We start from the raw sequence: 12685 nt of genomic DNA on the forward strand, positions 1-12685 counted from the left end.
TCACGCGGCCGCCGGGCCGAACCAACTTTCCGTTGTGTACACGCGTCCGGATCGGTCGACGAGCCGAGCCCGAAGCTCTTGCTGTTCAACCCATTTGATGGCGCTTATCCCCCGGATCAACGCAGCTTCGCTCGCGGCGTACGCCCACACCGCGTCGTCAGCAATCACCGAGACCTGTGCCCATTCCGTGGAGGGCCGCTCCTGGTTCGGCTCCCAGGAGGGCAGCTCCAGCGCCCGCGCCGTCGCCATCGCGGTTCCGTTGATCAGTTCGACTTCTTCGCTGTCCGGCACCGGAATCTGCCAGCCACCAGCCGGTGCATGGCCGGCCGTGGCGATCACGTCGCCGATCCGCACAGCAACGCCGCATTGTAATTCGGCGGCGACGATCTGCGCGGCGCGATCGACGGTGTCGGCCTTGGCAACTCCGGTGATGTCGAACGACGCACCCCAGGGCGCGTACACCACGTCTCCGTCGAGCTGTACGTCCTCGAACGTCGGGGTCGGGTGCACCGGAGGGATGGATTCGTCCTCGGAGTAGTTGTCGGCAAGCGGATTGACTGCACCGCCGGTCATACGGGCAGCCCACAGCGCCGACCGCAGCAGAGCCGACATACGTCGTGTCACTTTGACCGGAGTTCCCTGAGCGAGGTTGACGGCGTGAATCTCGGCGTCTCCCCGGCGAAGGTCGCAGACCGCTTCGGTTTCGTCGATGGCAGCTGCGATCAACGCGTGCGCAGTAGGCAGCGCAGCGCCCTCGGTGACGTCCACCTCCACGGCGGAATCCCACATCGCCCACTTCTCGACACTGACCATGTCAGTCCTGCCCTTCGAACACACTGTGTTGTAACCAGTATGCGCCGGTCAGCAACCCCCGTGCCATAAAGCGCTTCCGAGGCCGAGGCACACATGCCGCAGGTTGAGCAGCGCACGGCGGGGACTGGATGGTAGATCTGTGCGACAGAATTGCCGCCTGGACTGTCGCCCTCCGTGTGCAAGACGTGTAATCCTCCACATGGTTCTGACATGCACCTGACTGCGACGACGTCGACTACTACTGGCGCAGCGGGCAATTCCGATCCGAAAGACGCAGAGTCGACGCTCGACATGTCCGGCCGGCCGGCTGCGCTTCGAGCCCGGTCCGCCGCAGCAACACGCCCGGGCGGCGCTGATGTCACCGCATGAACCTTATGTCACCGCATGAAAAATGGGGACCGACGAGAAGCACTGTGTTCCAACGTCGATGACATACCAATCGGCCGCTTTCAATGCGCGTCACTTTCGCAGGTGGACACACCTGAGCGCTCACTCTCGAGTGCAGCAAAATACGGGCCCACCACTGCGCGCGAGCGTCGAGCAGAGCACCGAGAAGAAGTCCCGAACACGCGGCGCGCCAACCGCCGGCACGACGACGCCCGGTGCCCGGCGGCAGCGCTTCGCACGTTACAGACCGAGCAGGAATGCATCGACACAAAATGGATAGGACCGGCTGAAAGAACCTGCAGCACAATGGCGTAACCACCACCGTTCGGCTTATACGCTACCGCCGTACACCTTGGCAAAACGAACGGTCAGTACGCGGCGAAAATCACATACTTTACAAAGTCTTTGGAATTTTTCTGCGCCAAATATCCGCAGGTGAAAGGACTTTCGACCAGAGTCCAGAATAACCGTGTCGTCTACTATGTGAAAACTGCGAAGTAGCTGTGACGCTGGGTCACGCTCGAGGGAGGAATTGTGACCGATTCATTCAAGGACCGTTTGAACGCCTTGTACCCGGCCACAGCACCGAGACTCACCAACGCACAAGTTGTGGAAGCCCTTTCGCAACGTGGATGCAAGATTTCGACACCGTACCTCTCGCAACTCCGGAGCGGTGTGCGCACGAATCCATCGGAGCAAGTCGTTTTGGCATTGGCCGATTACTTCGGCGTGGCAGCAGAGTACTTCTTCGGCCCGACACCTCGCCAAGATCCCGAACTGATTCCGGAAGAAGACCGTTCGGTTGTCGAGGAGTTCCACGACAGCGAATTACGTTCTCTGGCCATAAAAGCGGTCGATCTCTCCCCTGAATCGCAGGACTTGCTCTCATCGATTGCGGAGAAACTTCGCTCGTCCGAAGGACTCCCGGCCGTCCCTCCGGATTGCAGCACCTACACCCCACCGTTCACTCGCGACTAGTCCGGAGCGAAGATCAGCGAGTCAGATCAGCGAGTCAAGCGGCCCAATAGTGCCGAAGCTGTGATGATTCCGAGCAGCGCGGCCCCGATCAGCACGCCGAAGTCGACGAGGTAGTCGGTCGGCATTCCGATCAGCAGACCGCGCAGCGCTGACACCTCGTAACTCAGCGGATTGATGCGACTGAGCCACTGAACCCACGTCGGCATGAGTTCGACCGGGTACAGAGCGTTGGACGCGAAGAACAACGGCATGGTGATCGCCTGGCCGATGCCCATCAATCGATCTCGTTTGAGCACGATCCCCGCGATCGCAACCGACAGACAGGCGAAGAACGCCGAGCCGAGGACAACGACAGCCACGACGCCGAGCAACTTGATCGGGTTCCACGTCATGCTCACGCCCAGCAGCGCCGCTACAACGACTACGACCACGGCCTGGGCGACCGCACGGATACCGGCCGCAAATGCCTTTCCGGTGACCAGCGCGGCTCGTGGCGTCGGCGTCACCATGAGTTTGGTGAGGACTCCCGCGTCACGCTCCCAGATGATCTGGATTCCGTAGAAGATCGCAACAAAAAGCGCGGACTGCGCAATGATGCCCGGCGCGAGAAAGTCGAGATACGGTACGTCGCCAGTCGGGATCGCTCGGATATGACTGAACGTCTGACCGAAGATCACCAACCAGAGGATCGGCTGGATTGCGCGCGTGACCAATTCAGATCGGTCGTGCCGCAACTTCTGAACTTCCACGAGGCAGAATGTGTAAATTCTCGAGAGCAATCGAGCAAGACTGTTGGTAGTGGGATCAGCCCAAGCGGCGCGCTGTGCGACGGGCACTGCGGACATCGTGGAGACCTCCTGACTTGTCGCCGGTGAGATCGTCGCCGGTGTAGTGACGGAACACGTCTTCGAGAGTGACCTCCGGCCCCAGTTCGGCGGCCAACGCGCTCGGCTCGCCCACCGCACGAAGTTCACCGTGATGCATCAACGCAACACGATCACACAACTCCTCCGCTTCTTCCATGTAGTGCGTCGTGAGCAGCACAGTCATGCCGTACTGCTTCTGCATCTCCGCCACTCGCTGCCAGACGGATTCGCGGGCAATGGGATCCAGCCCCACCGTCGGTTCGTCGAGCACCAGCAACGACGGTCGGTTCACCAGCGCCTGCGCAAGTTCGAGACGTCGCACCATACCGCCGGAGAAACCCGACGCCAGACGATCACCTGAATCGAGTAGGTCCACCATCTCGAGCGCCTGGTCGACGCGCTCGCGTCGTTCGGACCGCGGAACGTCGTACAGTCGCGCGAACCAGGTCACGTTCTCGCGTGCGGTCAATGCGCTTTCGATCGAGAGCTGTTGTGGCACGTACCCGAGGTAGCGCCGAATGGTCATCGCCTCGGTACGAACTGAGCGACCGAGAATCCGAATGTCACCGTCTTGCAGAGGAAGTAACGTGTTGAGCAACCTGATCGTCGTAGTCTTTCCTGCGCCGTTGGGACCGAGCAGGCCGAAACACTCCCCCGCATTGATGACCAGACTCAGGTTGTCCACCGCGCGGTGGTCGCCGAACTTGTATGTAACCGAGTCGATCTCGACCGCGTGTGCGCCGGGGTCGGGTGAACCTGCCGCTCGGCTCTTCCACCACTGTGTCAGCATCTCACTGCCCCCCGCCTTCCGATCCGGCTGCTGCCAGAGCGCTCGCCAATCGAGACAGGGCCGGTAGAGCAGCCTCGATACTTGCCCTGTCCTCTGCGGTCAGAGTCGACAATGCCTGACCGACAATCACACTCCGGCGATCACGCCACACCTCGACGCGGGCGCGCGCCTCGTCCGCGAGCACCAATCGCGCGACGCGGCGGTCGGCCTCGTCGGCAACGCGTTCGATCACTCCCTCGTCGACGAGCTGCCGCACCAAGGTGGACACCGTGTTTGCCGCGACACCCAATCGCCCGGCAGCCTCGGCCACCGACAGACCCGGGTTGCGTCGTAGCAGCCTGACGAGTTCGATCTGGGCGCCGGCGAGCGGTCGTTCCGCAAACGGCCGCCCCGACGCCTTCCTCGTGCCCCGGCGCAATTGTCCGAGCGTCTCCAGGACGTCATCCGCAAGATTTGCTCCGCTTCCATCCACAACCTCACAATAGCTCTGTAACAGAGCTATTGTCGAGGAATCCGGACGCCCGGCGTTTTCAGCTCGTCCGCAACGGGTATCCCCGATTGCTTGTCCCGAGCACTCCCGCCCAGAACGGAGACGTCATGCGCAGACAGTGGTTGTTCGCGACAGTTGCGAGTACCGCCCTGATCCTCACCGGTTGCTCGCCCGACGCCCTCGATTCCGGGGACAGCGCAGACAACGTCACTGCCATTTCGACGTCGCTGTCGCCACCCGCCGCCGCTGATGCACCCCTGCTGAAGACCGCCGACTCCCCACTCGGGACGATCGCCGTCGACGGCGAAGGCATGACCGTCTACGTCTACAACCCGGACGAGGAGAACTCACAAGCCGGGTCGTGCGACGAAGCGTGCCTGCGTTACTGGCCGGCGGTCACCTCGGTCACGGATTCGCCGATCGTCGAAGGAATCGACGCTGTCATCGGTACCATCGACGGGCCGGAAGGATCTTTCCAGATCACCGTCAACGGCAAGCCCGTCTATCGGTACCTCGACGACAAGGTTCCCGGCGACATGCTCGGACAGAGCGTCGGCAGCCTGTGGTGGATGATCGACACCGCCGGAAACCCCGTGTTCAAGACCGAGTAACCCTCAGTTGTACGGCTGCCGAGCGGTTTCGGGGTCGCCGTACGTGATTGCCCGTTCCCGACGCGTCTTCGACGCCAGGGTTGCGCCCCAGTTCAGCACCGTGCTGGCGCGATTGCGGAACCCCGCGAGGAACGCGATGTGGATGATTCCCCATGACACCCATCCGATGAACCCGGACAACTGGACCGGCCCTGCCTGAAGCAACGCGTGGCGTCGCGAAATGTAGGCCGCGGTTCCAAGATCGCGGTACTTGAACGGTTTTCGGCTGGGCACTCCGTTTTCCACGGTTGCAGCGATCCGGGCACCGGCGTGCCGACCACCCTGCATCGCGACCTCGGCCACCCCGGCAAGTTTGTCCCGCGACATGAGGTCGCCCACCACGTAGACGTTCGGGTGGCCGGGAACGGTCAGATCGGCTTCCACCTCGATGCGGCCACCGCCGACCTGCTTCACACCCAGCGCCGTGGCCAGTGCCTCGGCGAACGGCACTGCTTCGACGCCCGCGGTCCACAGAATCGTGCGGGTCTCGTACTGCCGCTTCTCTTTTGTCTTCTTGTCCGTCGTCTCGATGCTGGTCTCGCACACGTCGGTGACGTGCACGCCGAGGTGAGTCTCGACGCCGATCCCGTCGAGAGTACGTTTGGCGGCGGCCGAGAGCTTGCGACTGAACGAAGGGAGCACCCGATCGTCGCCGTGGAAGAGCAGTACCCTTGCCTCGTCAGGGTCGATGGACCGGAACTCGTTGGTGAGCGCGTGCATCGCCAATTCGCGGATCTGTCCGGCTAATTCGACGCCGGTGGGTCCGCCGCCCGCCACGGCGAATGTCAGCCACGGTCGACGTTCTTCCGCAGTCGGGAGCGATTCGGCCATCTCGAACGCAGCAATGAGACTGCGCCTGATCGCCAAAGCGTCGTCGAGGGTTTTCATGCCGGGCGCCCATTTGATGAACTCGTCCTGGCCGTGGTAGGACTGGCGCATTCCAGCCGCCACGATCAGGTAGTCGTACGGCAATTCGAAGGTCGACCCGTCGAAGCGACTGGCAGTCAGTATCCCGGCGTCGGCGTCCACCGACTTGGCCTCGCCCAGAACGACGTTCGTGTTCTTGTTGTCCTCGAGCAGATGTCGCAGCGGACTTGCGATCTGCCCTTCGGAGAGCAGACCCGTGGCGCACTGGTAGAGCAGGGGCTGGAAGACGTGGCTGGTCCCTCGGTCGATCAGAACCACCTCGACGTCAGCCTTCTTGAGTCGTCTCGCTGCATACAGTCCACCGAAGCCGCCACCGACGATCACTACCCGGGGCTTACCGTTCGAGATGTGGATGCTCATCAGACAAACCTCGCTGTCACGGAGTTGGGCAGGAATCGTAGGGCCGCATCTATCCCTTGCCACTTGAGGCCGGGTAGCGCCGCTCGGGTGGTTTCCTTCTCGATAGCGTCGACCATGGCACTGACGCCTTCGTCCAGACTGGCCATGAGCGCAGCGTCGTCGCCGGCGCCGGCGGACATGTCGGTCTTGATGAAGCCCGGCAGCAGCGTGGTGACCCGAATAGGTGTGCGCGCCAACTCGATACTGAGCGCCTCACCCAGCGCCGCTACTCCCGCCTTGCTCGCCGAATAGGCCGCTTTTGGCCCGGGTAGCCCCCGATCCGCGCTTATCGAGGACACGAGAACCAGGTGTCCGGAGTCCTGCGCGCGGAAGATCTCGAGCGCAGCTTCACACTGCGACAGCGCGCCGACAAAATTCGTCTGCGCTGTTGCAAGATTCGCGTGCGCTTTTCCGGTTCCGATCTTGGCGCCCTTGCCGAGCCCGGCGTTCACGATCACCCGGTCCAGGCCACCCAACTCGTCGCGCAGCTCACCGAAAACCCGGACGACGGAATCGTGTTCGGTCACATCGAGTTCGCGCACTGCGACGCTGATCGACGGGTACTGCGCCACCAGCTCCCCACGCAGCGTGTCGAGACGATCCGTCCGCCGGGCACACAACGCGAGGTCGCGACCGGCCGCGGCGAATCTCCTGGCCATCTCCTCACCCAGACCCGAACTGGCACCGGTGATCAAAATCTTCTGCCGCGTCATGGGTGCAACTGTAACCATCATCGAGTTCTCGTACCCGGCGGTAACCGAGCGAACTCGGACCGATCCGACATACCGTGGAGCAATGACCGACGAATTCGATGTCATCGTGATCGGCGGTGGACCCGCCGGCGAGAACGCCGCCGCATACGCCATCGCCGGAAGTAATCGCACCGCCGCAATCGTGGAACACGAACTGGTCGGCGGTGAATGCTCGTATTGGGCCTGTATGCCCAGCAAGGCACTACTGCGCCCGGGGCAGGTCCTCGAGGCGGCCGACGCCTTGCCCGGGATCCCGGCCGGACCGCTGGACGTCGATGCCGTTCTGAAACGGCGCGACTCGTTCACCCACAACCACGACGACTCGTCCCAGGTCGACTGGGCAACCTCCGCGGGCATCACCGTGATCAAAGGCCACGGGGTCATCGACGGCGAGCGAGCAGTGACCGTCGACGGGACCCGTAAGCTCCGTGCCCGCCGTGCCGTCGTACTCGCCACGGGAACGACCGCCACCGTCCCGAAGACACCGGGATTGCGCGAGGCACTCCCGTGGACCTCGCGCGACGCCACCAACCTGCACGAGGTTCCGTCGCGAGTGGCGGTCATCGGCGGCGGAGTGGTCGCAACTGAGTGCGCAACGTGGTTGTCGTCGTTCGGCGCTCACGTGACGTTGCTCGTGAGGGGCGATGCTCTGTTGAAATCAGCAGAACCGTTTGCCGGAACGATGGTGGCCGAAGCACTCGGCGCCCGCGGTGTGGACGTTCGACTGAGCACTGCCGTCAACTCGGTCTCACGCCCCGATGCCAAGGACACCGGCGAAGGTCACATCCACGGTGGACCCGTCAGCATCGAGACATCGTCCGGCGTGATCGAAGTCGACGAGGTCATCGTCGCGGCGGGCCGCGGGCCGACATCTGCCGATCTCGGCTTGTCCGTCATCGGCCTCGAGGACGGCAAGTACGTCACCACTGACGATCACCTCTGTGCCCAAGGTGAGTGGCTCTACGCCGTCGGCGACATCAACGGTCGTTCTCCCCTCACCCACATGGGCAAGTATCAGGCGAGAGTCTGCGGAGACGTCATCGCCGCGCGGGCCGAGAGCCGCGGACTCAGGGGACCTCGGTACACGGCGTCGGCGGACAACGGACAGGTCCCCCAGGTGGTGTTCACCTCACCCGAAATCGCCTGGGTGGGACGCACCGAGAAGAAAGCTCGCGACGACGGCTACGACGTCGAAGTCGTGGAGATCGAACTCGCCGTCGCGGGATCTTCGCTGCTGCGCGACGACTACTCGGGGCGCGCGAAGTTGGTGATCGACAAGGCCACCGACGTGATCCTCGGCGCTACCTTCGCCGGGCCCGAAGTATCCGAGCTGGTGCATGCGGCGACAATCGCGGTCGTCGGCGCCGTACCACTGGAAACTCTCTGGCATGCGGTGCCCTCGTATCCGACGGTCAGTGAAGTCTGGCTTCGATTGCTGGAGGCTCGCCGCTGACGCGCTCCCGAAGTACGTATAGTCGCGACATGGCGTCCTACATACTTGTGACCACGGCCGACGGCACCCTGCGCGGCCGCCGGGTGGGAAAACTTCGTGCCTGGCGCGGAATTCCCTACGCCCGGCCGCCGGTCGGAACACTGCGTCTGACGCGACCCCAGCCGGTCACGCCGTGGACCGGAGAACGCGACGCGACCAGGTTCGGCGACGCGTCTGTCCAACACAAGAAGGGGCTGTTGCTCGCGCCCGGGAAGTACCAGCCGAGCAGCGAGGACTGCCTGACGCTCAACGTGCTCGCCCCCGCGAACACCGGCAATACTCCGCGTCCCGTCATGGTTTTCATCCACGGTGGGGCAAACACCATCGGGACCTCGGCCACCGGCTTGTACTCGGGCGTGTCCCTCGTCGAACGCGGCGACGTCGTCTACGTCTCGATCAACTACCGACTCGGCGCTCTGGGCTACCTCGATTTCACCCCGTTCTCCACATCCGAGCGCGTATTCGACTCCAACCTCGGACTGCGCGATCAGGTCGCGGCCCTGCAGTGGGTGCAACGCAACATCGCCGCCTTCGGTGGGGATCCTGAAAAAGTCACGATTTTCGGTGAATCCGCCGGAGCCACCGCCGTCACCACCCTGATGGCGACTCCGGCCGCCAAGGGACTCTTCGCCGGCGCTATCGCCGAGAGTTCGGCTCCGGATCTGGTCTCGAGCACGCAGCGATCGCATGCCTGGGGCGCGCGTTTCGTCGAGATCCTCAATTCCGGCCTACCACCCGCGAAGGCCCTGACCTCGGCGACAGCCGTCGAATTGGGCAGAGCCGGAAGCAGACTGGGCGCCGAGGTACTCGCGAACACACCTGGACTACATCCCTTCGGACCGGTCGTCGACGGCGACTTCCTGCCGCGCTCCCCCTTGGACGCATTCAAAGAAGGATCGGCACACCAGGTGCCGATGATCATCGGCACCAACAGACGGGAGGGGACGCTGTTCCCGAAGGTGCTCGACGCACTTCCGACCAACCCGTCGCGCATCGACACCATGTTTGCCCTCACCGATCCCGAGGCCGGGAAGCGCATCCTCGCAACCTATCCCGGCTACCCGGACGAGCAGTCCGCGATCGACGTCGGCGGAGACGTCACGTTCTGGCACCCGTCCGTGGAGTTGATGCAAGCGCACGCACAATCGGCGCCGACATACGCCTACCGATTCGACTTCGCGCCGACGATGATGCGCTGGCTCGGCCTCGACGCCACACACGGATTCGAGCTGTTTGCAGTCTTCGGCATCGGTGACACCCTTGTCGGGCGCGGCCTCACCCTTCCCGGCGGTCGACGCGGACTGCGCGCAGTCACCGAATCTGTTCAGGGACACTGGCTTCACTTCGCCGAGCACGGCTCGCCGCGCGGATCGTGGCCGCGCTACGAGGGGCAGGAGCGTCGGACCATGATCTTCGACGAGATCGTCCGCGTCGAGAACGATCCCAGACGTGAACAACGCTTGGCCTGGGCGGGATACAGCGGTTACCGTAGCCACGGCACCGACATCTCCCTACCGTGACGAGCCCCCTCGAGATCACTCTCGATTCCGGGGTCGTACGCGGGCGCCTCGATCGAGGACTGCGCACCTGGCGAGCAATCCCCTACGCAACGGCCCCGACCGGTCCTCGGAGATTTCGCGCACCGCAGCCGGTCGAGGCTTGGCATGGTGTCCGCCCGGCGGAAGCATTCGGCTCTCCGTCTCCGCAGCGCAAGAGCAACTTCGACGAGAACTCACTCTTCGTCAATGTCGTGGCTCCGCAGGTACCGTCGGATTCGTTGCGACCGGTCATGGTTTTCATTCACGGCGGCGCGTACAACGGCGGGAATCCGTCGACGCCCATGTACCGCGGAACGAGCCTGGTCGAACGTGGCGACATCGTCTACGTCTCGATCCAATATCGTCTCGGCGCGTTGGGCTACCTCGATTTCAGTGAATATTCCACTGCGGAACAATCATTCGAGACGAACCTCGGATTGCGCGATCAGATCGCCGCGCTGACGTGGGTCCAACGCAACATCGCCGCTTTCGGTGGCGACCCGAACGCCGTCACCGTCTTCGGTGAATCGTCCGGCGCCAACGCGGTCACCACTCTGATGGCAACGCCGGCGGCACGAGGGCTGTTCGCCCGGGCCATCGCTCAAAGTCCGCCGGCTGCTTCGGCATACGGAAAAGAGCGAGCGCACCGTTGGGCACGCGAGTTCCTCGAGATCGCACAGGCTCCGGATGCCGATCCGGCATCGTGGCTGCGCTCCGCTTCGGTGAAGGACCTGGTCGATGCCGGCGAAGAACTTGCGCGCCGCGGCGCGGACGAAGAACCCGGAACGCGGGCATTTGCCCCCGTGGTGGGTGACGACGTCCTTCCCGAACACCCGCTCGACGTGTTCGCCGCCGGACGCGCCCACCCCGTTCCGCTGCTCGTCGGTTCGAATCTCCACGAGGGAAGAATCTTCCCGCGCGTTCTCGACATCTTGCCTACCGACCCGGTTCGGATCGAGAAGATGTTCTCCCACACCACCCCTGAAGTGAAAGCACGTGCGCTCGCGGCGTATCCCACGTATCCGCACCGGTTTGCTGCCGCAGATCTCGGCGGCGACATCACGTTCTGGGAGCCCGCGATACTCTGCGCACAGGGTCATTGCCAGGTAGCTCCTACCTACAGTTACCGCTACGATTTTGCGCCTCGCCTGCTCAGACTCGTCGGCATGGGCGCTACCCACGCCACCGAATTGCTTGCGGTCTTCGGGCGTTCGGATGCACTCACCGCGGCCTTGACAGCGGTCGGTGGGCGCCGCGGACTGACTGCGGTGACCTCCACCATGCAGCGCCACTGGATCCATTTCGCCCGCCACGGAGTGCCGGACCGGGATTGGCCCGCCTACTCCGTACCGGAGCGGCAAACAATGATCTTCGACGAGACGTCCCGAGTGGAGAACGACCCGATGGGTGAGCGTCGACGGGCTTGGATCGGCTACGAGCACAGGCGCTGAAGCCCGATCAGAAGAACTGACCTTTCACGAAACCTGCGAGTAGGACGGCAAATCCGCCCACCTCGCCGAGAATCAGCAGAAACATCCCGAGGTGCAGGGGCGGACCGGCGGACTCGAACTGATTGTCGGTGTCCTTCATCGCACCGTGAGCGATGTAGCTGAATATCGCTGCGAGAAAGAAGAACACGACCACTGCGGCACTGGTCAGGTTGATCCACGTCGGCCACGCACTGAGTTCGACGAACACCGCGATCAGCAGCGTCGCAAACGAGTACATCAGGGCAGCGCGGTGTGCGATGTCGACATACGGATGGGCGAGGTGATTGTCCGAAGTGGCCATCTGTCGGTATTTCCAGATTCCCAGGCACAGGGAGAGAAGGAAGATCAGACCGGCAGCGAGAAGCGTCAGTGTCGTGTCGATCCCCAGCGTCATCTGCCCACCCCGCAGTGCGTTTCCAGCGAGTCACCGCTGGGTGATCCAGCCGAAGGCTTGTCGTAGACGACAACCAGCACCACCGCACGATCCGCCGACACCGACCGCATCCGGTGCGGCGTATTCGCGTCGAAGTACAAGCTGTCGCCGGCGTCGAGGTGCATCGTCTGCCCGGGGATTTCGAATTCTACGGATCCGGAATGCACGAACACGAACTCCTCTCCCGTGTGGTCCATGAACTTGGGACCCATCACCGAGGCCGGATGAACCACGAACGGCTGCATGGCCTTTCCGACCAGTGAGGGCGCGATCGGATCGTAGACGGAAGACTGCACGGAGTTGGCCGGGTCGATCACGCGGTCCTTCGCGCGCACGATCGTCATGGCATTTCCCTCCATACTGTCCGAGAACAGTTGCCCCACATCGGCGTCGAGCACACGCGCAATCTTGAGTGCCACCGCGATCGACGGGGTACTGATACCCCGCTCAACCTTGGAGAGATAGCTCTTCGTCAGACCGGTCTGCTCGGCCAGGCCCTCGAGCGTCAGACCGGCGCGACGCCGATGTGTTCGCAAAAACGCTGCCATTCGGTTCCCCTCACGAGACTTTGTGTCATCACCCTACCAATACATTGACCTGCGGCGATCAGCGATGCAGGAATCGAAGGTTGCACATTTCCGTCCTATATGACACTTTGTGTCTTATAGGTGACTGAATGT

Annotated in this window: 14 protein-coding genes; 6 read left to right on the top strand and 8 right to left on the bottom strand. The window is 63.1% G+C overall.

Annotated features, from left to right (window positions below; all coding sequences use genetic code 11):
- Entirely contained in the window at positions 1-813 is an 813-nt protein-coding gene (locus A0W34_RS21420; RefSeq protein ID WP_007727618.1) for an FAD:protein FMN transferase, read from the bottom strand.
- Positions 814-1023: 210 nt separating this feature from the next.
- Here A0W34_RS21420 and A0W34_RS32800 point away from each other — a divergent pair, with 210 nt between their 5' ends.
- Both A0W34_RS32800 and A0W34_RS21425 read left to right on the top strand, forming a co-directional pair.
- Positions 1024-1182, top strand: coding sequence for a hypothetical protein (locus A0W34_RS32800; protein ID WP_155277906.1), 159 nt, complete (start codon positions 1024-1026; stop codon positions 1180-1182).
- 552 nt (positions 1183-1734) lie between these two features.
- A complete protein-coding gene (locus A0W34_RS21425; RefSeq protein WP_003946341.1) occupies positions 1735-2178 on the top strand; it encodes a helix-turn-helix domain-containing protein in 444 nt (147 codons plus the stop codon).
- Positions 2179-2204: 26 nt separating this feature from the next.
- On the opposite strand, the gene A0W34_RS21430 is transcribed toward A0W34_RS21425, so the two are convergent.
- Genes A0W34_RS21430 through A0W34_RS21440 form a run of 3 tightly spaced genes read right to left on the bottom strand, consistent with a single transcriptional unit; the run spans position 2205 to position 4306 of the window.
- Positions 2205-3023: an ABC transporter permease gene (locus A0W34_RS21430; RefSeq protein WP_007727621.1), complete on the bottom strand. Its 819-nt coding sequence runs from the start codon at positions 3021-3023 to the stop codon at positions 2205-2207.
- On the bottom strand, positions 2983-3834 hold the full coding sequence (locus A0W34_RS21435; RefSeq protein WP_042921332.1) for an ABC transporter ATP-binding protein: 852 nt from the start codon (positions 3832-3834) through the stop codon (positions 2983-2985). Before A0W34_RS21435 ends, A0W34_RS21430 begins: the two co-directional genes overlap by 41 nt.
- Position 3835: 1 nt before the next feature.
- Entirely contained in the window at positions 3836-4306 is a 471-nt protein-coding gene (locus A0W34_RS21440; RefSeq protein ID WP_007727626.1) for a MarR family winged helix-turn-helix transcriptional regulator, read from the bottom strand.
- A gap of 125 nt (positions 4307-4431) precedes the next feature.
- Here A0W34_RS21440 and A0W34_RS21445 point away from each other — a divergent pair, with 125 nt between their 5' ends.
- Positions 4432-4935, top strand: a complete 504-nt coding sequence (locus A0W34_RS21445; protein WP_007727629.1) for a COG4315 family predicted lipoprotein — start codon at positions 4432-4434, stop codon at positions 4933-4935.
- Positions 4936-4938: 3 nt separating this feature from the next.
- On the opposite strand, the gene A0W34_RS21450 is transcribed toward A0W34_RS21445, so the two are convergent.
- Together A0W34_RS21450 and A0W34_RS21455 are read right to left on the bottom strand one after the other, a co-directional pair.
- On the bottom strand, positions 4939-6261 hold the full coding sequence (locus tag A0W34_RS21450; RefSeq protein ID WP_003946361.1) for an NAD(P)/FAD-dependent oxidoreductase: 1323 nt from the start codon (positions 6259-6261) through the stop codon (positions 4939-4941).
- Positions 6261-7013, bottom strand: a complete 753-nt coding sequence (locus tag A0W34_RS21455) for an SDR family oxidoreductase (protein WP_007727631.1) — start codon at positions 7011-7013, stop codon at positions 6261-6263. The genes A0W34_RS21450 and A0W34_RS21455 overlap by 1 nt, the downstream gene beginning before the upstream one ends.
- Before the next feature lie 82 nt (positions 7014-7095).
- Here A0W34_RS21455 and A0W34_RS21460 point away from each other — a divergent pair, with 82 nt between their 5' ends.
- Genes A0W34_RS21460 through A0W34_RS21470 form a run of 3 tightly spaced genes read left to right on the top strand, consistent with a single transcriptional unit; the run spans position 7096 to position 11533 of the window.
- Positions 7096-8505: a dihydrolipoyl dehydrogenase family protein gene (locus A0W34_RS21460; RefSeq protein WP_030534884.1), complete on the top strand. Its 1410-nt coding sequence runs from the start codon at positions 7096-7098 to the stop codon at positions 8503-8505.
- A 29-nt stretch (positions 8506-8534) separates the two neighbouring features.
- Positions 8535-10064, top strand: a complete 1530-nt coding sequence (locus A0W34_RS21465) for a carboxylesterase/lipase family protein (protein WP_081558242.1) — start codon at positions 8535-8537, stop codon at positions 10062-10064.
- Positions 10061-11533, top strand: coding sequence for a carboxylesterase/lipase family protein (locus tag A0W34_RS21470; RefSeq protein WP_081558243.1), 1473 nt, complete (start codon positions 10061-10063; stop codon positions 11531-11533). The genes A0W34_RS21465 and A0W34_RS21470 overlap by 4 nt, the downstream gene beginning before the upstream one ends.
- A gap of 7 nt (positions 11534-11540) precedes the next feature.
- Here the strand turns inward: A0W34_RS21470 and A0W34_RS21475 are convergent, their stop codons facing one another.
- Positions 11541-11966: a hypothetical protein gene (locus A0W34_RS21475; RefSeq protein ID WP_003946354.1), complete on the bottom strand. Its 426-nt coding sequence runs from the start codon at positions 11964-11966 to the stop codon at positions 11541-11543.
- Positions 11963-12553, bottom strand: a complete 591-nt coding sequence (locus A0W34_RS21480; RefSeq protein ID WP_003946400.1) for a helix-turn-helix domain-containing protein — start codon at positions 12551-12553, stop codon at positions 11963-11965. The genes A0W34_RS21475 and A0W34_RS21480 overlap by 4 nt, the downstream gene beginning before the upstream one ends.
- Positions 12554-12685: the final 132 nt, after the last annotated feature.

The organism is Rhodococcus sp. BH4 (assembly GCF_002079265.1).
Taxonomy (GTDB): domain Bacteria; phylum Actinomycetota; class Actinomycetes; order Mycobacteriales; family Mycobacteriaceae; genus Rhodococcus_F; species Rhodococcus_F qingshengii.

Coding starts and splice junctions, on each gene's coding strand:
- A0W34_RS21480 (WP_003946400.1), bottom strand. CDS start 12,553: ATGGCAGCGTTTTTGCGAACACATCGGCGTCGCGCCGGTCTGACGCTC.
- A0W34_RS21465 (WP_081558242.1), top strand. CDS start 8,535: ATGGCGTCCTACATACTTGTGACCACGGCCGACGGCACCCTGCGCGGC.
- A0W34_RS21455 (WP_007727631.1), bottom strand. CDS start 7,013: ATGACGCGGCAGAAGATTTTGATCACCGGTGCCAGTTCGGGTCTGGGT.
- A0W34_RS21450 (WP_003946361.1), bottom strand. CDS start 6,261: ATGAGCATCCACATCTCGAACGGTAAGCCCCGGGTAGTGATCGTCGGT.
- A0W34_RS32800 (WP_155277906.1), top strand. CDS start 1,024: ATGCACCTGACTGCGACGACGTCGACTACTACTGGCGCAGCGGGCAAT.
- A0W34_RS21435 (WP_042921332.1), bottom strand. CDS start 3,834: ATGCTGACACAGTGGTGGAAGAGCCGAGCGGCAGGTTCACCCGACCCC.
- A0W34_RS21430 (WP_007727621.1), bottom strand. CDS start 3,023: ATGTCCGCAGTGCCCGTCGCACAGCGCGCCGCTTGGGCTGATCCCACT.
- A0W34_RS21445 (WP_007727629.1), top strand. CDS start 4,432: ATGCGCAGACAGTGGTTGTTCGCGACAGTTGCGAGTACCGCCCTGATC.
- A0W34_RS21460 (WP_030534884.1), top strand. CDS start 7,096: ATGACCGACGAATTCGATGTCATCGTGATCGGCGGTGGACCCGCCGGC.
- A0W34_RS21420 (WP_007727618.1), bottom strand. CDS start 813: ATGGTCAGTGTCGAGAAGTGGGCGATGTGGGATTCCGCCGTGGAGGTG.
- A0W34_RS21475 (WP_003946354.1), bottom strand. CDS start 11,966: ATGACGCTGGGGATCGACACGACACTGACGCTTCTCGCTGCCGGTCTG.